Here is a 22,757-nt window from a genome sequence, read left to right as displayed (position 1 = left end):
GTCAATTACCTCAATAAAGTCTCTTTAATTAAGATATATAAGCCTACAATAAGGATCATATATCCAAAGCCTTTTTTGAGGTTTTTGTTGCTGATTTTCTCTGAAAGGTAAAAACCAATGAAAATACCGATCACGGTACCACCGGTATAACCGATCAATAATTCCCAATCAAAGAGTTCAAACTTCTCCAGATCACCCATTACGCCAAAGAAAGAATTAATACTGATAATGATCAAGGAGGTAGCCACGGCCTTCCGCATGGGCAAATGGTAAAAATTGACCAATGCGGGAATAATGAGGAATCCTCCTCCAGCACCGACCAACCCTGTCACCAAACCTACCAAAGCTCCCTGAAACACAATAACCTCTATGGGCGTTTTCACATATTCCGGAGGCACTTCAGGGTTGTATTTAGCAGAGCGAATCATACTCAACGAGGAAGCTACCATAACAAAGGAAAACAAGATCATCAACAGTACATTTTGATGAAAGCTATATCCTGCTATGTGGATGACCTCTGGAACCAAAGGAAGAATAAAGGAACGCGTAATAAATACAACAATCAGAGAAGGAACACCAAAGGTCAAGACCTTTGGAAGGTCTGCTTCCTTTTTTATAATCCCCCGCACGGCACCGATCAATGAAGTGATACCAATGGCGAAAAGCGAATAGGTTGTGGAAAGTGTTGGTTCGACTGCCATAATGTAGACCAAGATCGGCACAGTCAATATGGTACCACCACTGCCAATTAACCCTAAAGTTATTCCGACCAAAATTGCTAATACACAGCCAAGGATTATCATATAATCAATAGATTGGTTAAAATATCATTATTCTTCCCACTCATAAAAGTAAAGGAAATTAATTAAAATAATCCATTTCCAAATCTTTTTCCCCAAAGCTGATAATTTTTATTCTTTTCCTTTAAATTGCATTTAATCTATACTACCCTGATCTAATTTTCCCGAAAAAATCGCAGCACATCAGAAATTTATTGGACAACAAAGGGGACTTGTTTTGGACACATTGCTAACCACAGCAATATCTCTCGAATATGCCTCGAATAAGGCCAGGCTAATTCCCGAAAAAAACATCCAAAAGTAGAATGTTCACCCCATCAGATTGGTCAGAAAAAAAGCCTGAAATTGGAAAAATCAGGCTTTGACTAACAAAAATATAAAAGAATGTGATTATTGGGCAGTATCTTGAACTGTAGTATCGACCTCCGTTGAATCTAAATTGATAACTTCAGCATCCGGAGCGTTTATATTATAGCGTTCTGCATCTCCCCCCTGTTCAGGGTCTGGAAGAACTTCAGTTTCTGTTTCTGTATTTTCGCTATTGTTACAGCTGGTCATAGTAAAGAATCCCATGGCAAATATTCCAATTACTAATTTTAACTTATTCATATGCTTGTCATGTTGATTTGTTAATAAAACCATCCAAAAGAAGAAATGTTTTAATGACGATAAAAAAAACCTGACCTTCAAGAAGAAAGCCAGGTATCATTCAGGTTATTTTTAGTTAATAAAGGTCACAACTTTTCACCATGTTGGGAGATATCCAGACCAACCTCCTCATCGGCATCAGATACCCGTAACGGCGTAATCATATCAGTAAACTTCAATAAAATGAATGCCATTAATAGGATAAATACCGCAGCTAGAACCAGTCCTAGCATATGGGCTGAAAACAACTTCCATTCGCCATAAAACAATCCATTATCTGGGATAGCGGGATTAATGGCATTCGTAGCAAATACACCGGTCAAGATCATACCTACCATACCGCCTACACCGTGGCTTGGGAATACATCCAAGGTATCATCGATCCTGGAGCGTGTTCTCCAAGCAATCACTACCCTGCTGATCACAGCGGCAACAGCCCCTATGACCAGGGAATGTCCAAAAGTGACGAAACCTGCCGCTGGTGTAATGGCGACCAATCCCACTACGGCGCCAATGCAGACTCCCATTGCAGAGGGTTTGATCCCCTTGGCTGCATCAAAGAATATATACGTCAATGCAGCCGCTCCAGATGCGGTAGAGGTGGTAATCAATGCTGTCGCTGCTAATTCTGAAGCCGAAAATGCCGAACCAGCATTGAAACCTATCCAACCAAACCATAGTAATCCAGTACCCAATAGCACATAGGTGATTCGTGCCGGGCTATGACTATGCATATCTTTTCCTTTTCTCAAATATATTGCAGAAGCCAATGCCGTTAATCCTGCAGACATATGGACCACTGTTCCGCCAGCAAAGTCCAATACACCTAGCTTGAACAGGAAACCTTCGGGATGCCAAGTAGCATGTGCCAATGGCGCATAGATAAAAACAAAGAACAAACAGATAAAGAGCACATAGGAAGTAAATCGAATCCTTTCTGCAAATGCACCTGTAATCAGTGCAGGCGTAATAATGGCAAATTTTAACTGATAGATGGCAAAGAGTGCAAATGGAATCGTCGGCGCTGCATCCCAAGGTCCGCGCTCCAATACATTATTGAACATAAAAAATGTGAAAGGATTGCCAATTACCCCTCCTATTGACTCGCCGAAGACCAAACTGAACCCAAAGATTACCCAAATCACGGCAACCACGGCCATACAGATAAAACTTTGCAACATGGTGGAAATAACGTTCTTTTTTTTGACCATACCACCATAAAAGTAAGCCAAACCGGGGGTCATGATCAAAACTAGGGCCGTAGAAGTCAACATCCATGCGATATCGGCATAATTATACCCAGAATTTGAATGGATTTGAGGTGTTTTTGAAAAAACAAGCGATATTAACACTAAAACACTCATAAAAATGAGGGGGACATAAGACTTTTTACCTGACAACACCATGATTATTAAATTTTGTTCAACAAAAATACGTTTTTCTTGATTTTATCAAAATTTATTTTGATTTTTTATGAAAATAAATCAATTATTTCGTTTAAACTTTAAATAAATACCAAATTAAATTGAACAAAACCATCAAATAACAGCAAACAGCAATAATTAACAGTGTATTTCGAAGTTTAAAATTGATAATTATTAAAATATTGTAAAAACCTAACCGATTTTAAATAAAGACTAGAAAATACTAGGTGAATTTCAATTACTACCCTATTTTTCCAATTCTATTTGAGTTAAAAAGCTGAAATTTTGATTTTGGAACAAACAATTCGACAAAAATTGAGATATTTAATAGAAACATTGGCTGATACATGGAAGATCTGTTCAAAATATATAAGGTAGATAATAAAGAGGCATTATACATACAAAGCCAGAGCAATGAGCCCCATAATCATCAATTTGAGGAACTCATCATTGGAATGAAAGGAAAAATTGAGCATTTCATCGATTTCAAAAATGAGACCTATACAGCTCCTTTTGTTTGTTTTGTAAGTCGAGGGAAAATCCATCGGATAGTGCCGATGTTGGAAAATGGAGCCTGTGATTTTTGGGTACTGCGATTTAAAAGTGAATTTATTCCTGAAACCACCTTTAACCTATATGGTTATTTCCATGATAATGCGAACCTGGCTTTCCCTGTGGGACGGTGTTTTGAACGGCTAGAGCAAATCTGCAAAATGATATACGATGAGATGCAACAGGAAAAGCCTGAACTTGCCATTGTAAGGGAATTATTGAACAGCTTATTTACCATGATCGAAGCAGAAAGGAAAAAGCAACAACCCGACCATTTGAACCTCTTTAAAAATCAAGACATTACGTTCAAGAACTTCCTCAACATTTTGGAAGAGAACTTTCGCAGGCCTGAAGGCGTAAATTATTATGCAGAGAAGCTCTTTATGAGTCCCCGGAACCTAAACAGCATCACCCAAAATATTCTCCAAAAGAGTGTTTCCGAAATTATTGAGACCCGAAAACTCATTGAAGCCAAAAACCTGTTGATCAGCAGCAATAAAACCATTTCAGAAATTGGTTTTGAATTGGGTTATTCCGACAAGGCCTATTTTACCAGTGTTTTCAAGAAGAAGTCAGGACAGACGCCCACTGAATTCAGGGAAGAAATGAACCGCTTGATTTCCTAATTCTTATACATTTCTTCCAAATTCTCATACCACCGACCATCATATCCTAGCGATATTTGTAAATACATTGGAAAGGAATTTATAATGGAAGATATGACAAGAAAACAATTTTTAGCTGCAGCCGCCACCTTGCCTTTGGCAGGTGCCGCAGTGAAGTTGAAAAGTCTGAATAAATTTATAGATGGACTGAACAGTAGCAGCAATATGCCGGTGCTGTTTTTGGGCCATGGTAGTCCGATGAACGCTATTGAGGACAATGAATTTGTTCAAGGGTTCAAAAATATAGGTAAGGAAATCGAAAAACCAACGGCTATCCTCGTTATCTCGGCTCACTGGGAAACCAAGGGAACCTATGTAACGGCAATGGAAATGCCAAGTACCATCCATGATTTTGGTGGATTCCCGCAAGCACTGTTCGATGTACAATATCCGGCTCCCGGCTCTCCTGAATTGGCAGCGGCAGTAAAAGATATCGTGCACAGCAAAGAGGTTCACTTGGATGATAAATGGGGCTTGGACCATGGATCTTGGTCGGTAGTAAAACACCTCTACCCCAATGCGGATGTTCCCATTATCCAGATGAGCATCGACTACAGCATGCCTGCCGCCCATCATTATGCATTAGCCAAGGAATTAGCTGCCCTACGCAAGAAAGGTGTATTGATCATCGGGTCAGGAAACAATGTACATAACCTGAGAATGGTGTCTTGGAAGCATCTCAACACGGTTGGTTTTGCTTTTGATTGGGCACAAGAGGCTAACGAAAAAATGAAGGAATATATTTTGGACGGCAACCACCAACCTTTGATAGACTTTCAAAAGCAAGGTTCTGCCTTTCAAATGGCAATTCCTACAGCAGAACACTATCTGCCAATGATCTATGCTTTGGCCCTGCAAGAGAAAAATGAAGATCTACAGATATTCAATGATGCCGCAATAGCTGGTGCATTGACCATGACATCCTTTAAAATAGGTTAATACCTGATATTTAGAAGGTTAATTGTTAAGAAGCTATCGAGAATTCGATAGCTTCTTTTTTGTTTTCTATTCCTGCCATTCACCGAAACGAATTTTTTGCAGGGTTTTTTCGCCGAATAATCTTCAAGTTTTACCGAGTTTTCCAAAGGCCTTGCCTATTCTCCCTGTTCGCGCCTCTGTTTTACATATACCTTTGAATCAAACAATTACAAACATAAAAACTAATAAATTAAAAATTCAAAATCATGAAAACGCTAATCTCACTAATCGCAGCAACAGTATTTACACTTGTCAGTTCATTTGTATTTGCTAACAGTAAACCAGAACCTGTAAAGTTCATTAAGGTAGAATCTATTATCGATCACTATATCGATGCCACCAACAATGGCGAAGTAGCATTGGTAGACCATCTATTCACTGAAAACTTCAAATACGCAACGCCAAACAACGGTCAACGTGAGCTTGTTGGAAGAAGTACCTTGGTCAATCACTTGAAAAAGCAAAAAGGAGTAAAATTAAGAGCTGAAACATCCTACAATTTCGTGGAGAAAAACGATGACTGTAGCATTGTAAGAATCGCTACTAAATTTGAGCATTTCACTAGATATGATTATGTAACCCTATGCAACAACAAAGACGGATGGAAAATAAGCAATGTAACCGTAACATACCCTGTAAAATAAGTCCCTCTTCGTTTATAAGTAGATTTTTGCCCAAAAGGTGTAACTGAACGTTATGCCTTTTTTCTTTAATACCCCAACCCATTCTTAGTCTAGGCTTAACCTAGTTCCCAAGAGCTAGAACCAATGAATTTGTAATCAGGGAAAATTTCTGTATTTTCAAATTCTTAAACCTATTTAAAAAATGAAAAACACTATTCTTTCACTGGCAGCAGTAGGCCTATTATTTTGCAGCACAAGTCAAGCACAACAAAATCCTGTTTTCAAAGGCTGGTATGCCGATCCTGAAGGCATCATTTATAATAATGAATATTGGATATTCCCAACATATTCTGCTCCGTACGAAGAACAAATTAAGTTTGACGCCTTTTCCTCAAAAGATCTTGTAAATTGGAAAAAGCATCCGAACATCTTGAACAATACGGAGGTAAAATGGGCCAACAAAGCTATGTGGGCTCCATCTGTAATTGAGAAAGATGGAAAATACTATTTCTTCTTTGGAGCCAACGATGTGCATGAAGGAGAAATTGGTGGGATTGGGGTAGCAGTAGCAGACAAACCTGAAGGTCCGTACAAAGATTTAATTGGAAAACCATTGATCAATGAGATCGTTAATGGCGCTCAACCCATAGATCAATTTGTATTCAAGGATAAAGATGGCCAACACTACATGTTTTATGGTGGTTGGGGACATTGTAATGTTGTGAAATTAAGTGATGATTTTAAGAGCCTTGTTCCATTTGAAGATGGAACCATTTACAAGGATGTAACTCCAGAAAACTATACCGAAGGTCCATTCATGTTTATCAAGGACAATAAATACTACTTTATGTGGTCTGAAGGCGGATGGACAGGTCCTGATTATAAAGTAGCCTATGCCATTTCAGACACACCATTTGGTCCATTTGAAAGAATAGGCACAGTGCTTCAGCCTGATCCTAAGATCGCATATGGTGCAGGGCACCATTCGGTGATCAAGATCCCTAATGAGGACAAATACTATATGGTATACCACCGTCGTCCATTGGATAAAAAAGGTGCCAATGAACGCGAAACCTGTATCGATGAAATGAAATTCGATAAAGACGGTAAGATCCTGCCTGTACAGATGACATTTGAAGGCGTAAAGCATGTCTTGAAATAATGGATAAGAACCAAAAAGAAAAGCCATTCCTATACATGGGAATGGCTTTTCTATTTTTAACCTTATCTTAGTAGCCTCAAAGCATTTAACATGAAATTCGGAAAAGTAGACGATCCTAGCCATATTAATTTTTCTCTGCCAGCGACTCCCATAGAGACAATCAAATTGTTGAACAAATATAAAAAAGATGATGATTTTGAAATGTATGTGGGCTACCCGAAATGGTCAAAGGCTGATCTGAAAGGCTTTTATCCACGCGGTACGAAAGATGAACTGAACCTCTATTCCCAAAACTTCAATGCAGTTGAATTTAATGGCACATTCTACCGAACACCGAGCAAGGAACAGGTCTTGATCTGGAAGAACAGAACAACGGAAGATTTTAAATTCTGCCCGAAGTTTACCAATAGCATCAGCCATTATTCCAGATTAAACAATACCGATGAAAAGGTTGCGGCTTTTGTGGATTCTACGGTGCTTTTTGAAGAAAAGTTGGGCATGGCATTTCTGCAAATGCCAGAGAATTTTAGACCAAAGGCATTTGAAAGGTTGGAAGGTTTTTTGGAACGATTTCCAAAAGGATACCCCCTCGCCTTTGAAGTTCGTCATGAAGAATGGTATAATGACAAAGAGGTTTTAGAGAAATATCTGAACCTGCTGACCAGCACCAGGACAACCAACATCATTGTGGACACACCCGGGAGAAGGGATATGCTGAACTTTAGGCTGACCACTCCGGTAGCTTTTATTCGATTTGTGTCATCTACCGAAATACTTGACAAAGAACGGCTTGCCAATTGGGTCCTGAAGCTAAAAGAGTGGAAAGATGCGGGTCTGAAACAGGCTTATTTCTTTATCCATCAAAAAATTGATCCCGAAACTTCTTTCTTATCGACTGATTTTGCTGAAGAACTCAACAAAGAACTGCACTGCAATATTCCAATAGCAAAAAAGACGCTATAAAAGCGTCTTTTTGTATTTCTGTTATGGATAGACCAAAGCTCCCGAGACGTTCCAAAAGCTAAAGCTATCGCCTTCGCGAGGTCCTTGTGGAATCTGTACTCGTACGGTATGTTTTCCAGCTTTCAGATCTCCCAAATCTATAAAGACAGGATTGGTAACTGTTCCTGGACACCAATTCGACCTGCTCAAGTCGGAAGAAGACAATCCATCTTCGAAATTCCCACTGACTGGGTTATATAGTCTGTAGCTACCGCAATCTAATCGCCAAGGAGTGAACTGTGCCTGCAATTTATCATCCATAAAAATCTTATTGGGTTTAGGGACAAACTCATCTCCATTACCCCAACCACCATGGCCAGTAGTAATATATCTTAGCTTCGCACCTTTGATATCCTCTGTTAGGTCAAAGGTCAACTCCAATCCCTTTTCATCAGCAAACATGGTCGGATAGATCTGACCTCCCATTTCCATGATATTAGTCGTATTGAACAATGGCATAATCTTCATACCACTTGCATAATTGGATCCACCGGGATGAATGGTCAGCTCTAAACTAACCTTGTGGCCACCTTTGTCATAGTTTCCAATATAAGTACCGATATATACTTCCTTGCCTGAAAGCACGGAAAGGAATTCGGAAATATCTTGCCGGTAGATTACGCTATCTTGCCAGGTTTTACCCTTTAAAGCTAATCGATCATTAAAGTGAGAGACTCCAAATGGGGTAAAAAATCGCATGAGCTCATATACTGGCGAGAATTCTGAAGTACGGACCATACCAGGATAACTGACACCTGCAGAGTCTGTGACCTTTGGAAGGGTTTCCATTCCATTTTTCATTCCATCCAAAAAACTGATTTTTTGATCTTCAGCAATCAAGAAAACCGAGCCAGTCCTGTCATAGGCATCGCCATTTGATTTTTCGATCAACTGGATAAAGGCTTGGCTATTTTCGTCGACCTGAGGAACCTGTACTTTTTTGAGTATGACGGTACCTTCTGCAAACCTGAAAATAGAATCAGATTTGATTCCCGGTTGAAAACAGATCTGTTCATTTTGGAAAATAGGAATATGTACGAACCTACTCTTCCAAAGCTCGTCCCTATAGGATAGTTCATCTAGCAAATCTGCCTTATTAATTTCCGGAAGGTCCTTTGGCCAAGCTTTAAGCTTCTCAATTGAAGCAGCGACTAGCCCAGAATTGCCATTTCTGCGGTATTCTAGTACCAATCCTAAGCCTTGCCCCAAGTCATTTGGAGCTGCATTGATCGATAGATCATTGCTGTACAATAATTCAATCTTATTGGAATTGACTGAGGTAACCGCTTTTTTAGTCTTATGCTTTAAGATTTCAGTTCCAGCACCCTGTTCTTCATAAGCATACTTAGTCAAGGTTGTACTATCCACGGTACTGATCTGCTTTGAGGCAGATAAATAGGCAATCCGATAGACCTTTTTATTGGAATAATCAAAACTGGAGACCTCTGCAGGATAACGTGCAGAACCCGAAACCAAACTCTCCTTGGTAATGAATGATTTTCCTTTCGTGGCGAAAACCACCACTGGATCTTGCTTCATCATGGCACCATCACGAAAATAATGGTAGGTGATTTTATAGGTTTCTTGGCCAAAGACCAGGTTGGCCAGTGAAAGAAACATTATGAGTACGAATCCTCTTTTCATTTTCAAATATTAATAGACTTCAATAGTAGTACCGTTTTCCATGGGATGTGAGGTACAGATCAAGCATCTTCCATTGTCCACCTCCCTGTCTGTCAAAACCTCATTGTAATCCATCCTGACAGCTCCTTTGGTAACTTGGGAGATGCAGGTGCTGCACATTCCCGACTTGCAGGAATATGGCAATTTGATCTTATGCTCTAACCCGATGTCCAAGATCGTCTTATCGTATGGAATGGTCATTGGATAGTCCTTGCCCTGAAACTTCAGGACAATATCATAGCTGGTCATGTCCACTGGTTCTTCTTCCTTCTCGTCCTCGTCTTCCTCTTCTTCAGGGAAATGAAAAGTTTCCCTTTTGATATCCGCTTCCGGAACACCCATTCCCAATAAGGTAAAGCGGACCAAGTCCATATAAAACAGAGGCCCACAGGTGTAGAAAACAGCTTCCTGCCCATCATTTAAATGCTCATGGATAAGATTCAAGATATAGTCCCTGTTCAATCTTGCTGTCAAAAGGTTCTTGCTGTTGGACCAGATAAATTCTACATGCAATCGGTCCGGGTAGTCAGCTTGCCATTTTAGAAGCTCATCATAAAAGATGGTCTGCTCCTTGGAGCTATTGCTGTAGACCAAGACCACTTTAGTGCCAGTTTCCGCCACTAATGCAGTTTTCAGAATGGAAAACAAGGGAGTTACCCCTACTCCAGCCCCGAAAAGAAAAATTGTTCTTTTATTCTCTTCCGAAGGGATATAAGTAAATAATCCCTGTGGGTCCATTACTTGGATTTCATCGCCAACCTGCGTTTTATGGTGAAGCAATCTCGAAATCTCGCCATTATCCACCCGCTTTACGGTAATCTCATAAGGCTCATCAACCACCGGACTACTCGAAAAGGAATAGGAACGTCTGACTTCTCGCTCGCCAAAAGCAAAAGCCAAGGTTAAAAATTGCCCAGCTTTATAAGGGGGATAGTTCCCTGAAATATCTTCAAATCGAATGGATATATTGTGATTGGGTTGTTGAATGATCTCTGAAATCCTGAATGTAAACATGATGTTAAAGATAACAGCTTACAATAGAATTTTCAAATAGAAATAGTCAATAGGACATCAATAAAACATAAGTAGGCAGCATTTTCCATAAATAATTGCGAAGCGGTGGTATTCCATAGTAAGTTGAAGTTGGCTCAGCGAGTTAGGCACAAAAAAAGAGGTTTAACCTTGCAGTTAAACCTCTTGTGTTATTTTGTTGAAGCCTTGGGTTAAAGCTTACGTTTTACTTCTACTTGTTCGAATGCTTCTACAATATCTTTCTCTTGGATATCGTTGAATCTCTCAATGCTCAAACCACATTCGTAACCTTGTGCAACTTCTTTCACGTCGTCTTTGAAACGTTTCAATGAAGCTAATTTACCGGTATGGATTACTACACCATCCCTGATTATGCGCACATCGTTATTTCTGTTGATCTTACCATCAAGAACCATACATCCGGCGATTGAACCGACTTTGGAGATCTTGAATACCTCACGGATTTCAACCTCAGCAACGATTTTCTCTTCAAGTTTCGGTGCCAACATTCCTTCCATCGCAGATTTGATCTCTTCGATCGCATCATAGATGATGGAGTAAAGGCGGATATCAATCTGCTCGTTCTCTGCCAACTTACGGGCATTTTGAGTAGGACGAACTTGGAAACCGATGATGATCGCATCTGAAGCAGAAGCTAATAATACGTCTGACTCAGAGATAGCACCAACTGATTTGTGAATGATATTAACTTGGATTTCATCTGTAGACAGTTTCAATAATGAATCGGATAATGCTTCGATTGAACCATCCACATCACCTTTAACAATGATGTTAAGTTCTTTAAAGTTACCGATCGCAAGACGTCTTCCGATTTCGTCAAGGGTAATGTGCTTAGTAGCACGCATACCTTGTTCACGTTGTAATTGTAGACGTTTGTTAGCAACCTGACGAGCTTCAGATTCACTTTCCATAACGTAAAGTTTATCACCCGCAGTTGGAGCACCGGACATACCTAAGATCTGTACCGGCATGGATGGTCCTGCTTCTTTTACGCGTTCGCCGCGCTCATTCGTCAAGGCCTTAACTTTACCAGAATAAGATCCCGCTAAGATTGGATCACCAATTTTCAAGGTACCTCCCTGTACAAGTACAGTCGTTACAATACCTCTACCTTTATCTAAAGCAGCTTCGATAACCGAACCTACAGCACGTTTTTTAGGGTCTGCCGTCAGTTCAAGTAATTCTGCTTCTAATAATACTTTCTCTAATAATAATTCAACGTTCTCACCAGTTTTAGCTGAGATCTCTTGAGCTTGGTATTTACCACCCCAATCCTCAACTAAAATATTCATGATGGATAGTTGCTCACGGATCTTATCTGCATTTGCACCAGGCTTATCCACCTTGGTGAAAGCAAATACGATAGGAACGTTTGCAGCCATCGCGTGGTTGATTGCTTCTTTTGTTTGAGGCATCACCGCATCATCCGCTGCAATCACGATAATAACGATATCCGTTACTTGAGCACCACGAGCACGCATCGCCGTAAAGGCTTCGTGACCTGGAGTATCTAAGAATGTGATTTTCTTACCACCTTCTAATTGTACGGCATATGCACCAATGTGCTGGGTAATACCACCTGCTTCACCTTTGGTTACATTCGCTTTACGGATGTAGTCAAGTAAGGATGTTTTACCGTGGTCAACGTGTCCCATCACCGTAACGATAGGCGCTCTAGGAACCAAACGAGTTTCATCGTTTGCTTCTTCTAGTTCTGTTGTTTCCTCATCCTCAGGTTTGATAAATTCAATTTGGAATCCGAATTCATCAGCTACGATTGCCAATGTTTCAGCATCCAACCTTTGGTTGATCGAAACGAACATACCCAAGCTCATACAAGTACCGATAACCTGAGTAACAGGAACATCCATTAAGTTTGCCAATTCATTCGCTGTAACGAATTCTGTTACGCGCAATACTTTTGACATTGCTGCTTCTTCCATTGCTGCTTCTTCAGCAGAAAGCGCTATATCATCACGTTTTTGACGGCGTAATTTCGCACGTTGAGCAAATTTACCGGATTTACCAGCACCGCTCAAGCGAGCAAGTGTTGCTTTGATTTGATCTTGGATTTCCTTTTCAGTAGGTTCTTCCTTCGGTGTATCAGGTTTTCTGTTTCTATCATTACGACCTCTGTTGTTACCATGACGGTCGTTGTTAGGATGATTTCCACGGTTTGGTCTGTTTCCACCTTGGAATGGAGGGCGATTTCCGCCATCTTGTCTGTTGCCATGTTGTTGTCCATGTCCCTGTCCAGCTTGACCTTGGTTTTGACCTTGTTGGCCTTGTCCTTGATTTCCTTGACCTTGATGGCCTTGACCATGTCCAGGACCACCATGTCCAGTGTTAGGTTTATTCGTACGCTTGCGCTTACGTTTGTTGTCATGTTGGTTTCCACCAGCATTGTTTGACGATGAAGCAACTGGCTTGTGTGGTTTAGATACAGGCAACTGGATCTTGCCAACTACTTTAGGACCGCTTAAAGTCTCTGAACGTGCGCGGATTACATCATCGACAGGTTCAGCTTTAGCAGCAGGTTTTTCTACTTCTTTATTTTTTTTCACCTCTTCAGGTTGTTTTTCTATCTTTTCAGATTTCTGTGGCTGTGCAACCTTCTCAGGCTGTACTGGCTTTTCTGTTTGAACTGGTGCCTCTTCTTTCACAGGTTGAGCAGGTTTTACAGGTTGTTCAACAACCGGCTTCTTCTCTTCAACTTTGGCGACCTCTTCTTTCTTAGGCTCTACTTCCTGTTTCGCAACTGGAGCTTCTTCTTTCTTAACCTCTACTTTCTTCTCTGGTTCAGCAGGTTTTTCTTCTTTAGGCTCAGGTTTAGCAGCTGGCTTACCACGCTTCAAACTATCCAAGTCTATCTTACCTACCACCTTCAGCGCTGATCCCGAATCTTCTTTCTTCGTATCCTCAGCAGGCTGGGCATTCTCCGTAGAAGCATTTTTAATCAGGATTTCCTTCACATCAGCAGGGTTTTCCTTTTCTTCAGTAGATTCAGGGCTAGAGCTAGCAGTGCCTGTGGCTGGACCTTCTTCACGGCGAATCTTGCCGATAACTATTTGTTTAGCCTCGTCTTTAACAATCTTATCACCCTGAAATTCTTTCAAAAGAACGCCATACATCTCAGGGCTCAACTTCGAACTTGGTTTAGAGTCTACATCAAACCCTTTCTTAACCAAATATTCTACAGCCGTGCCTATCCCAATGTTGAGCTCTTTTGCCGCCTTAAGCAAGTTTATACTTTTACCTTCTGTCATCTACTATTTCCTAAATATAATTTCGTACTACAAAAATATGTTTTTTTACAAGGATTTAACAATTTATTATAAATTGTTAAACCCTCAGATTCGAACTTTTTATTATTCGAATTCCGCTTGTAAAATACGTAGGATCTCGCGAATGGTATCTTCTTCTAAATCCGTACGTCTTACAAGTTCTTCTTCGGACAGTGCTAATACAGATCTAGCTGTATCTAAACCAACGCGTTTAAACTCGTCGATAATCCATCCGTCAATTTCATCTGCAAATTCTTCGATGTCCACATCTTCCTCTTCTTCTCCGCTTTCACGGTAAACATCGATTTCATAGCCAGTTAATTTACCGGCCAATTTAATATTGTGTCCACCACGACCAATTGCCAAAGAAACCTGATCTGGTTTCAAGTAAACAGCCGCAGTTTTGTTTTCTTCATCAATCTTGATTGAAGTAATACGCGCAGGACTTAATGCACGCGTAATATATAAAGAGTGGTTGGTTGTAAAGTTGATTACGTCGATGTTCTCATTGCGCAGCTCACGAACGATACCATGGATACGAGATCCTTTCATACCAACACAAGCTCCAACAGGATCGATACGGTCATCATAAGACTCTACAGCTACCTTAGCGCGCTCTCCTGGTTCACGAACGATCTTCTTAATGGTAATCAAACCATCAAAGATCTCAGGAACTTCTAATTCAAACAATCTCTGCAAGAATTCCGGAGCAGTACGTGAGATAATAATCTTAGGATTATTGTTCATCATGTCAACTTTGTCAACAACCGCACGGATGCTATCTCCTTTTTTGAAATAATCCGCAGGGATTTGCTCATTCTTAGGAAGGATCAACTCATTTCCATCCTCATCTAATACTAAGATCTCTTTTTTCCAGATCTGATAAACCTCACCAATCACCAACTCTCCTTCACGATCTTTATATTTCTTGAAGACTTCGTCTTTCTCAAGCTCAAGGATTTTAGAAACCAATGTCTGACGAGCTGCTAAAATCGCACGTCTACCAAAGCTTTCTAAAGTAATTTGCTCAATGTAATCATCTCCTACTTCTAAATCTGGATCATATTTGTGCGCTTCTTCCAATTCGATTTCTAGATCATCATCTTCTGAGAAACCATCTTCCATAACTACACGCGTACGCCAGATCTCTAAGTCACCGTTATCTGGGTTGACAATAACGTCTACATTCTCGTCAGTTCCAAAACGTTTGCGGATCATACTGCGGAACACCTCCTCCAAAACGGTAATTACGGTTGGACGGTCGATGTTCTTAAAGTCTTTAAACTCTTGAAACGAGTCAATCAAGTTTATATTAGTACTCATTCTTATTTAAATGAAATTAACACCTTTGTTTCCTTTATATGTTCTAAGGGAATTTCAGCTTGTTGCAATACAGCTTTCTTTCCTTTTTCTTTTACTTTCTCTTCTATGCTGATCGACCCGTCATTGATTGCCAATAACTGCCCTTCTCTTTTCGTTCCATCCTGCATCTTAACCTGAACATCTCTACCGATATTCTTCTCGTACTGTCTGTTCAATAACAAAGGGGAATCAATTCCTGGAGAAGAAACCTCCAAGCGATAGGCTTTATCAATTACGTTTTCTTCTTCTAAATGAAAACCAACATGGCGACTCACTTGAACACAATCTTCAATTGCGATCCCATTATCTCCATCCAGAAGAATCTCTAAAACGCCATTCTTTAAAAACCGAACACTTACAATAAATAAATCCGGTCTGTCGGCGATTTTCTCTTCTACTAACTCGATTACTCGATTTTCAACCTGCATATTTTAAAAAATGAATTAAAAAAGGGGGCATACCATGCCCCCTTCCTTTCAGATAGTACAAAGGTACAAAATGTATTTCTTATTTACAAACCATGAATTAGATGTTAATTTTTATCGACTACTGAATTGATAGTTTTCTGCATTTGCGCCATCATGGTAGACAAAGCTTCCAAGGTCGGCTCTGGATTAGGCTCAGGCAATTCTGTACTCACAAAACCCTTCGCCTTCCACACCTCCAATATCTCATTTGCAGAAACCCAATATGGTTCGTAGGTCTTATTGTCTGATACCAGTTTCAGACCTTTATCTTCTTTAAACTTCTGACCAATCCTCTTATAAACGATCCCCTCGTCTGAAGACACGATCACATAAGTCTGGCCAGGTTTGATATCATGCCAATTCTCTACATATTCAGCGATGATCAATGATCCCGAAGCTAACGGCAACATGGAATCACCTTTGATCTCAAAAGCCCTATAGGTACCTTGATTAAACATTGGCAAAGAAAACTTTGGCAGCTCACTAACATATTCAGGATCTGCATAGCCATTCAAATATCCAGCACTCGCCTTAACCGGAACTAACTCAATATTTTCTCTATCATTGGAATCAACGGTCACACTTAGTACCCTCAGGTTGGAGGCATTGCTTTTTGGAGTAGGCTTCCATTTATCATCAATCTCATCATTGGCCAATTCATCCATACTCAAATCGTAGAACTCTGCTATCTTTTTTAGCAACTCATATTTAGGCTCTGCCCTATCCTCTTCATACGCGCCTACAGAAGCACGCTTAATTTCCATTAAATCAGCAAACTGCTGCTGTGTTAATCCTTTTTTCTTGCGAAGATATTTAAGATTTGATGAGATATTAGCCATAGATTTTTTTTAATTAATTTTTGGAATACTAAATTTATTAGTATTATTGTACCAATAAAATTAGCAAAACGATTGCAAATTACCAAATAATTTAGCTAAAACAAGAATAAAATGAATAAATACTATACTTATATCGCAACAGATTCTAATCGCAAATTCTTACAAGCGGGATTTAGCCAAGATTTAAATTCAGTATATCACGATTTCCAGAACACACAGGAGCCTACACTTTTTTCCTTTGCCATGTTAAACCGTATCGTTCTAGTGGAAACCCATAACAGTTTGTTTGAAGCCGACAGAAGATTGCAGGAACTAAATTCTATGGGAAGGATTGTTAAAGAAAGATTGATCCGCAAGTCAAACCCTAATTGGCTTAGCTTATGTCCCAATCTATCAAAATTCGGCGCAAACAAAAAAGCCGTTGTTTATGCATAAGCTATAAACAACGGCCTTAACAACCTTTCCCTACACTAATCTCACTCTGCTCTCACTCTTTTCTAAGTAGTTAGACTACCAACCCGGCGCAAAGTTTAATCCAAAGGTTCCAAATTTCTCCCTTGTAGGATTATTCAACTGAATAGCATAATAAGGCTCTAATATCATTGCCCCAAACAGGTTCACACGAAGTGATATACCAGCACTGAACACTGGCATGGTTACCCTTGGGTCGTAACTGCTATAGGTCTGTCCATTGATGTTTTCACTAACGATATCATCATCTGTCTTCTTCCATTTCACGATACTGTTATTGCTCCAAGCCAAACCGCCATCAATAAAGAAGTTCAGGTCTGAAAATAGCAACCCCGAAGGAATTACGGCCAGTTTCTCAGGTCCTGTAAATGGCAATCTCACTTCAAAGTTTCCAACGACCATCTTAGAACCTGACAGGTCATTGTAGCCAATCATACTGTTAGGACCAAATGAATTGGACTCAAATCCACGGACCATATAAGGATAACCTATATATATATTGTAAAGCCTGTCGGCATCGGTTCCCATACGCATATAAGAATACACCCTTGCTGCGATTGTTACCGGTTTGATCCGTTGGTATTTTCTCAGATCGACATTCAGTGCAGTAAAACTATAGGTACCGAAATACTGCTCCGCACCTAGCCTATATCTGAAGCCTTGCAAAGGAGCTGCAATACCGAAAACGGCGTTATCACCGACAAAACCTGCGTTTACCTGCATGAGGTTAAAAGGATCCAGATTAGACACACCTAAAGCTTTAGCGGCCTCATCATTAGGGACACGCTCGCGGTTGCCATAATAGTTATAATAGCTTTGGGTAAAACGGTCAACACGGTAGGAGTTATAAGAAATGGCTCCACCAGTTTCAAAACGATGGTGTCTGTTAAATGGATAGGCTACGAATGCATCAGCCTGGCTCTGGAAAGACCTCACCAAATACTGATCGATCACCGGCTCTACGCCATTACCTAAATCCCTTTGATCAAAGTTATAGAAGCCAAAGCGGTATGGAATATGCGATAAAGATCCACCCCAATTCCAACGGCTTCTCTGATTGATATAAGCTACCTGCCCACCAAAATCATAGATTTCACCATTGATGTTCAAGGCTGCAAAAATCTGGTTGTAACCTAAGATATCTGAAAACATCCCTTGGATACCAGAGTTTATTCCTGCTCCGTACCTAGAACCCACAGACATCCCGACTCCACTATTCGCCAAGTAATCCAATTTGAATTTTGGTTTATATGGGATGTTCTGAATTTGCGAATTTGAGATCCTTCCATAAGCATTGAAGTTATAAAGGTTGGTATTCACCACATCAACCCCTCTACTCTGAACTGGTGGCAACATGGCTGCCTCAAGGTTCACGACACCCGGATCAACGGATTTGGTTTCAAACTCAGAACTTTTCGCTTTATAAATCGAGAAGGAATTATTCTTGAAATAAGAATAGATGATGTCATCATTGGCAGAAACGCTCATTGCTGGTGAGTATTCCGTAATTCCACTGATCCCCGTAAAGAAATCAGTCATTCTCTCCACATGACCACCGTCTATCACGATACGGTACATATTTCTAAACCCATCACTATTTGATAAGAAATAGATCTCTTTTCCTGAAGATGAAAAATGAGGGTTTAGATTATTTGCCCCTGGAAAAACAGGGATATTTTTTATTTCTTTCGTATTGACATCGACAACAGCCAATCCCATTGGAATATCAACGCTTCTACTAGAGGATTCTAAGGACATCCTGTCCGTACTGAATACGATATACTTTCCATCCCTTGAAAAACTAGGTTGGAAATCTGAATATTTATCGTCAGTTAACTGCTTTAGGTCTTTTGACTCCAGATCATAGGTATAGATATCACTTCTTCCATTCTTCAAACCGGAGAAAGCCACCAAACTTCCATTTGGCGCCCAAGTAATATTGGTAAACTCTGTAATGTCACCCATTGCCTGCACCGTCAAAGTCCTACCCGTACCAATATCCACGATCATCAACTTATTCTTTCCCTCACTGAAGACAGAGAAAGCAAACTTCTTGCTATCTGGAGAAAATGTACCGGCAGATTCTATAAAACTAAATTCATCGATATCCTTATTGGTGAGTCGGCTCCCCAGCTTCCTTACAATATTACCCGTTTCGGCATCGGCCAGGAACAGGTCGATACTGAACATATCCATCTCTGACAGGAAAACCACATATTTACCATCAGGAGATATTGCAGGAGACACATTCATCCTTCCTGCATTCTTGGTAGATAGCAATAACTTACCAATCGGATTAGAAGTCGTATCCTTACCTATATTTCTATAGGAGTTCTCCATACTGTTCTTCCACAAGGTAGACATGGTCTGGGCATCATAGCCAAAAACACGTTTTATTGCGTTCTCATATCCGTATTTTGCAGTCTCAATAAATAGAGGCATAATTACGGTATCTCCATAAGTGGACCCTAAATACGACCAGAAAGCTTGGCCATACCGATAAGGGAAATACTTGCTTGACTGTTCTGTCATCTGCCTCAAGCTAGGCAGGTCATTTCTAGCATACGAATCGCGCATCCACATGGATGTAAAAGCATCTTTCTTTCCAATGGAAAAGTACTCAGCCATCCCTTCTACCATCCACAACGGCAGGTTTGCAATATTCTCCAATCGCGTTGAATCCCCACCTTCGATCAACACCCTATACTGGAATGCATGGACCAATTCGTGCCCCAATACATGCCTAGTCTGTTGGTTGATCTGCATGATCGGCATCACGACACGCTGTTTAAAAGCTTCCGTAACACCACCCGTACCTACACTGATCTCTCCCGATATGGCGGTTGTTTGCTGGAATTCAGGATGGTTATTATATAGGATAATTGGGTTTTTTCTCGAAAAGGTATCTTGAAAGACCTGTTGATGCAATTCATACCACACCTCAGATTCCTTTGCAAGCCAATTCATCATGGAATCATTTTGCAAATAATAATAAATATTGAAATGTGGGGTATCATAAACTTTGAAATCAAGCTTCTTATACCTCATCTTATTCTGCCCGAAATATTGGGCACTAGCTTGTCCTGGCATCAAGGCCATACATACTGCCAAAACAAGATTAATGCATAAAATTCTCGCAAATAGCATATGGTTAAATTTCATAACTGATTATTAGTCAATAAAAATAATAAAATCAATTCACTTCAGTCGATTAATTCGTCTCCTCCTGTTGCTCTTCCGTGTTATTTTGATTAAGTAAATCAGGTAGAACAATATTAGGAATCTCAGCATCAGGATTCAAGCCCTCGGTACTGCTACTATCCTGACGAACACGCACTCTAGGTCCTGGACAGTTGTATTTCTTGGTAATTTCAACTGTTGATTCCGGAAATTTCCCAAAGGTCACCCCTAATTCAGGATGTTTATAAAGCTCTTCCATAAACAGGGCATAGATCGGTAATGCAGTCTTAGACCCTTCTCCAGTTGCAGAACTCTTAAAATGTATGCTTTGTTCATCACAACCTACCCAAACTCCAGCAACCAAATCTTTCGTTACCCCCATGTACCAACCGTCAACATAATCTGAAGAGGTACCTGTTTTACCACCGATTTGATTCTCATCCTGAAAAAGGTCCCATTCCCATAAAGCTTGGGATGTGCCCCCCGACTCTTCGATGGTACCCCTAAGCATATAGCCCATTAACCAAGCATTTTCAGCAGTAATTGCCTCCTTCGTAGTGGTTTTGAATTCAGCCAATACCTTTCCATCCTTATCTTCAATCCTTGAAACCAATACCGGCTCCGTACGCTTTCCTTCATTCATGAAGGTGCTATAACCCCTGACCATTTCAAAAACGGAAACATCATTCGAACCCAATCCAACTGATGGCACCGACTCCAATTTACTATCAATACCACATTTATGAGCCATCTCCACAACTTTATCCCAACCTACTTTCTCCGTGATCTGTGCAGTAACCGTATTTAATGAACGAGCCATGGCATGTCTTAGCGACAAGTCACTGTGAGAAAATGACCAATCCGCATTTTTTGGCTCCCAGATCTCATGTTCCCCTTTATTGTTTATGAATTCAATTTTTACTGGCTTATCGGTGAATTTATCACATGGTGCCATACCAGACTCCAAAGCTGCTGCATAAGCAAAAGGCTTAAAGGTAGATCCAGCCTGTCTTTTCGCTTGGTTTACATGGTCAAATTTGTAATAGTTGTGATTGATACCACCAACCCAAACTTTAATATTTCCATTGTATGGGTCCATGACCATCATTCCTGTATTCAACATGGTCAGGTAATGTTTCAGCGAATCCATGGTCGAATAATCCACTTTCTCCATTCCATCCCAGGTAAAGACCTCCATGGATTTTTTCTGGTTCAACTCCTCAAAAACCTTGGCTTCATCATTGTATTTTTTCATCAATGATGCATAAGCCGGAAGTTTTTTCGCATGGTCTTCCAAAAAATTAGGGATCACATTACCTTCTTTATCTCTCCATGGCAGATCATTTCCCCAAACATTGTCCAGACGCTGTTGCAATTCCTTCATCTTGGTTGAAACAACAGTTTCAGCAATTTTCTGCATCCTGGAATCAATAGTTGTATATATTTTCAGACCACTGGTATAGATATCAATTTCGTTTTCTTCACCCCATTCTTCCAACCATTTTTCGACTGCCGTACGAAGGTAGGAATCGTTGGAATTGCGAACTTCCTGATTATTCAGGTTCAAGCCCAAGGAATCTTTACTCAGGGTTGCTACTTCATCCTTTTTCAGATAACCTTCTTTTTCCATTTGGTTTAGAACGACGTTTCTACGTTGCAGAGCGTTCTTAGGATTTCTGATTGGATTATAATAGGTAGTACCCTTCAACATACCGACCAAAACAGCAGCTTCATTGACGGTAACTTCACTTGGCAGCTTATCAAAATACCTTACAGATGCCGACTTAATACCGTAGGCATTATTGCTAAACGAAACGGTATTCAGGTACATCGTCAAGATTTCTTCTTTGCTGTATTTGCTCTCCAATTTGAAGGCAGTCATCCATTCCTTGTACTTTGTGACCAACAGACCAACGCCAGGGATCTTCCCTAACAGTCCTTGAGCATCCTTGTAGCGAGTTCTATATAAATTCTTTGCAAGTTGCTGGGTAATAGTACTTGCACCTCGATCACTTCCACTTAAAGTTGAAAACACTCCGCCAAACAACCCAATAAAATCCACCCCATGATGCTTTCTAAAACGAACATCTTCAGTAGCAATTAGGGCATTAACGATATTTGGAGAAATACTATCATAAGGGACAGGATCACGATCTTGCTTGTAATAGCGACCGATTAAAACAGAGTCGGCGGTAAAAAGTTCGGAAGAAACATTCAGTTCAGGCAACAATATTTCTTTCTTAGTAGGCGATGATCCGAACAAGCCTAGGAAGTTAATTTGTACCGCGCAAGTAAATAAGATAATAAAGTAAATAACAATCAGTGCGATACGCAAAAATTTGTTCCGGACTCGTCTAAACATACGGTAAATATGAACAAAACTTTGGAAAAAATCATATCAATTCGCCCAAAAATGAACCTTGAAATGAAAATTAACGAAATTTAACAAATGAAATTTTTGGTTTTTAACTAGGCTGTTTTTCCGAGACTTATAATAGCAAAAACTGTTCCTAAATTCTCTTTTGTTTACAACAATTTTATCTTATTGAATATTATTCCCTATT

The 22,757-nt window shown here is 40.1% G+C and carries 17 protein-coding genes; 6 read left to right on the top strand and 11 right to left on the bottom strand.

Features of this window, described 5'->3' with window-relative positions; all coding sequences use genetic code 11:
- Positions 1 to 5 precede the first annotated feature (5 nt).
- The 3 genes from ACWICE_RS14045 to ACWICE_RS14035 form a co-directional block, all read right to left on the bottom strand.
- Positions 6 to 803: a sulfite exporter TauE/SafE family protein gene (locus tag ACWICE_RS14045; protein WP_214648505.1), complete on the bottom strand. Its 798-nt coding sequence runs from the start codon at positions 801 to 803 to the stop codon at positions 6 to 8.
- A gap of 387 nt (positions 804 to 1,190) precedes the next feature.
- The gene (locus tag ACWICE_RS14040) at positions 1,191 to 1,409 is read right to left on the bottom strand and encodes a hypothetical protein (RefSeq protein WP_185213726.1); all 219 of its coding nucleotides are present in this window, start codon (positions 1,407 to 1,409) and stop codon (positions 1,191 to 1,193) included.
- A 125-nt stretch (positions 1,410 to 1,534) separates the two neighbouring features.
- The gene (locus ACWICE_RS14035; RefSeq protein WP_454292071.1) at positions 1,535 to 2,812 is read right to left on the bottom strand and encodes an ammonium transporter; all 1,278 of its coding nucleotides are present in this window, start codon (positions 2,810 to 2,812) and stop codon (positions 1,535 to 1,537) included.
- Positions 2,813 to 3,219: 407 nt separating this feature from the next.
- Between ACWICE_RS14035 and ACWICE_RS14030 the strand changes: the two genes are divergently transcribed.
- The 5 genes from ACWICE_RS14030 (at position 3,220) to ACWICE_RS14010 (ending at position 7,815) form a co-directional block, all read left to right on the top strand.
- Positions 3,220 to 4,050: a helix-turn-helix domain-containing protein gene (locus ACWICE_RS14030; RefSeq protein WP_454298614.1), complete on the top strand. Its 831-nt coding sequence runs from the start codon at positions 3,220 to 3,222 to the stop codon at positions 4,048 to 4,050.
- Positions 4,051 to 4,143: 93 nt separating this feature from the next.
- Positions 4,144 to 5,028: a 4,5-DOPA-extradiol-dioxygenase gene (ygiD, locus tag ACWICE_RS14025; RefSeq protein WP_454298613.1), complete on the top strand. Its 885-nt coding sequence runs from the start codon at positions 4,144 to 4,146 to the stop codon at positions 5,026 to 5,028.
- 245 nt (positions 5,029 to 5,273) lie between these two features.
- A complete protein-coding gene (locus ACWICE_RS14020; protein ID WP_185213722.1) occupies positions 5,274 to 5,711 on the top strand; it encodes a nuclear transport factor 2 family protein in 438 nt (145 codons plus the stop codon).
- Positions 5,712 to 5,892: 181 nt separating this feature from the next.
- On the top strand, positions 5,893 to 6,852 hold the full coding sequence (locus ACWICE_RS14015; RefSeq protein WP_454298612.1) for a glycoside hydrolase family 43 protein: 960 nt from the start codon (positions 5,893 to 5,895) through the stop codon (positions 6,850 to 6,852).
- A gap of 90 nt (positions 6,853 to 6,942) precedes the next feature.
- Positions 6,943 to 7,815 carry a DUF72 domain-containing protein gene (locus tag ACWICE_RS14010; RefSeq protein WP_454298611.1) on the top strand — a complete coding sequence of 291 codons (873 nt, stop codon included), beginning with the start codon at positions 6,943 to 6,945 and terminating at the stop codon, positions 7,813 to 7,815.
- Positions 7,816 to 7,836: 21 nt separating this feature from the next.
- Here the strand turns inward: ACWICE_RS14010 and ACWICE_RS14005 are convergent, their stop codons facing one another.
- The 6 genes from ACWICE_RS14005 to ACWICE_RS13980 form a co-directional block, all read right to left on the bottom strand.
- The gene (locus ACWICE_RS14005; protein WP_454298610.1) at positions 7,837 to 9,498 is read right to left on the bottom strand and encodes a PNGase F N-terminal domain-containing protein; all 1,662 of its coding nucleotides are present in this window, start codon (positions 9,496 to 9,498) and stop codon (positions 7,837 to 7,839) included.
- 9 nt (positions 9,499 to 9,507) lie between these two features.
- Positions 9,508 to 10,551 (bottom strand): ferredoxin--NADP reductase, encoded by a 1,044-nt coding sequence (locus ACWICE_RS14000; protein ID WP_313261813.1) that lies wholly within the window; start codon positions 10,549 to 10,551, stop codon positions 9,508 to 9,510.
- Positions 10,552 to 10,760: 209 nt separating this feature from the next.
- Entirely contained in the window at positions 10,761 to 13,856 is a 3,096-nt protein-coding gene (gene infB, locus ACWICE_RS13995; RefSeq protein ID WP_454298609.1) for a translation initiation factor IF-2, read from the bottom strand.
- Positions 13,857 to 13,958: 102 nt separating this feature from the next.
- Positions 13,959 to 15,197, bottom strand: a complete 1,239-nt coding sequence (gene nusA / locus ACWICE_RS13990; RefSeq protein ID WP_313261810.1) for a transcription termination factor NusA — start codon at positions 15,195 to 15,197, stop codon at positions 13,959 to 13,961.
- Between the two features lie 2 nt (positions 15,198 to 15,199).
- Positions 15,200 to 15,664 (bottom strand): ribosome assembly cofactor RimP, encoded by a 465-nt coding sequence (rimP, locus tag ACWICE_RS13985; RefSeq protein WP_185218373.1) that lies wholly within the window; start codon positions 15,662 to 15,664, stop codon positions 15,200 to 15,202.
- 104 nt (positions 15,665 to 15,768) lie between these two features.
- Positions 15,769 to 16,542, bottom strand: coding sequence for an XRE family transcriptional regulator (locus tag ACWICE_RS13980; RefSeq protein ID WP_185218374.1), 774 nt, complete (start codon positions 16,540 to 16,542; stop codon positions 15,769 to 15,771).
- A gap of 111 nt (positions 16,543 to 16,653) precedes the next feature.
- On the opposite strand from ACWICE_RS13980, the gene ACWICE_RS13975 reads away from it, so the two are divergent.
- On the top strand, positions 16,654 to 16,977 hold the full coding sequence (locus ACWICE_RS13975) for a hypothetical protein (protein ID WP_454298608.1): 324 nt from the start codon (positions 16,654 to 16,656) through the stop codon (positions 16,975 to 16,977).
- A 75-nt stretch (positions 16,978 to 17,052) separates the two neighbouring features.
- On the opposite strand, the gene ACWICE_RS13970 is transcribed toward ACWICE_RS13975, so the two are convergent.
- Together ACWICE_RS13970 and ACWICE_RS13965 are read right to left on the bottom strand one after the other, a co-directional pair.
- Positions 17,053 to 20,175: a peptidase MA family metallohydrolase gene (locus tag ACWICE_RS13970; protein ID WP_254527810.1), complete on the bottom strand. Its 3,123-nt coding sequence runs from the start codon at positions 20,173 to 20,175 to the stop codon at positions 17,053 to 17,055.
- A gap of 49 nt (positions 20,176 to 20,224) precedes the next feature.
- The gene (locus tag ACWICE_RS13965) at positions 20,225 to 22,555 is read right to left on the bottom strand and encodes a transglycosylase domain-containing protein (RefSeq protein WP_454298607.1); all 2,331 of its coding nucleotides are present in this window, start codon (positions 22,553 to 22,555) and stop codon (positions 20,225 to 20,227) included.
- Positions 22,556 to 22,757 lie beyond the last annotated feature (202 nt).

The sequence above is a fragment of the Sphingobacterium sp. NPDC055346 genome (assembly GCF_053645235.1).
Note: the sequence above shows the minus strand (reverse complement) of the source record. Positions and strands in the feature narration are given on the sequence as shown.

Coding starts and splice junctions, on each gene's coding strand:
- ACWICE_RS14045 (WP_214648505.1), bottom strand. CDS start 803: ATGATAATCCTTGGCTGTGTATTAGCAATTTTGGTCGGAATAACTTTA.
- ACWICE_RS14040 (WP_185213726.1), bottom strand. CDS start 1,409: ATGAATAAGTTAAAATTAGTAATTGGAATATTTGCCATGGGATTCTTT.
- ACWICE_RS14035 (WP_454292071.1), bottom strand. CDS start 2,812: ATGAGTGTTTTAGTGTTAATATCGCTTGTTTTTTCAAAAACACCTCAA.
- ACWICE_RS14030 (WP_454298614.1), top strand. CDS start 3,220: ATGGAAGATCTGTTCAAAATATATAAGGTAGATAATAAAGAGGCATTA.
- ygiD (WP_454298613.1), top strand. CDS start 4,144: ATGACAAGAAAACAATTTTTAGCTGCAGCCGCCACCTTGCCTTTGGCA.
- ACWICE_RS14020 (WP_185213722.1), top strand. CDS start 5,274: ATGAAAACGCTAATCTCACTAATCGCAGCAACAGTATTTACACTTGTC.
- ACWICE_RS14015 (WP_454298612.1), top strand. CDS start 5,893: ATGAAAAACACTATTCTTTCACTGGCAGCAGTAGGCCTATTATTTTGC.
- ACWICE_RS14010 (WP_454298611.1), top strand. CDS start 6,943: ATGAAATTCGGAAAAGTAGACGATCCTAGCCATATTAATTTTTCTCTG.
- ACWICE_RS14005 (WP_454298610.1), bottom strand. CDS start 9,498: ATGAAAAGAGGATTCGTACTCATAATGTTTCTTTCACTGGCCAACCTG.
- ACWICE_RS14000 (WP_313261813.1), bottom strand. CDS start 10,551: ATGTTTACATTCAGGATTTCAGAGATCATTCAACAACCCAATCACAAT.
- infB (WP_454298609.1), bottom strand. CDS start 13,856: ATGACAGAAGGTAAAAGTATAAACTTGCTTAAGGCGGCAAAAGAGCTC.
- nusA (WP_313261810.1), bottom strand. CDS start 15,197: ATGAGTACTAATATAAACTTGATTGACTCGTTTCAAGAGTTTAAAGAC.
- rimP (WP_185218373.1), bottom strand. CDS start 15,664: ATGCAGGTTGAAAATCGAGTAATCGAGTTAGTAGAAGAGAAAATCGCC.
- ACWICE_RS13980 (WP_185218374.1), bottom strand. CDS start 16,542: ATGGCTAATATCTCATCAAATCTTAAATATCTTCGCAAGAAAAAAGGA.
- ACWICE_RS13975 (WP_454298608.1), top strand. CDS start 16,654: ATGAATAAATACTATACTTATATCGCAACAGATTCTAATCGCAAATTC.
- ACWICE_RS13970 (WP_254527810.1), bottom strand. CDS start 20,175: ATGAAATTTAACCATATGCTATTTGCGAGAATTTTATGCATTAATCTT.
- ACWICE_RS13965 (WP_454298607.1), bottom strand. CDS start 22,555: ATGTTTAGACGAGTCCGGAACAAATTTTTGCGTATCGCACTGATTGTT.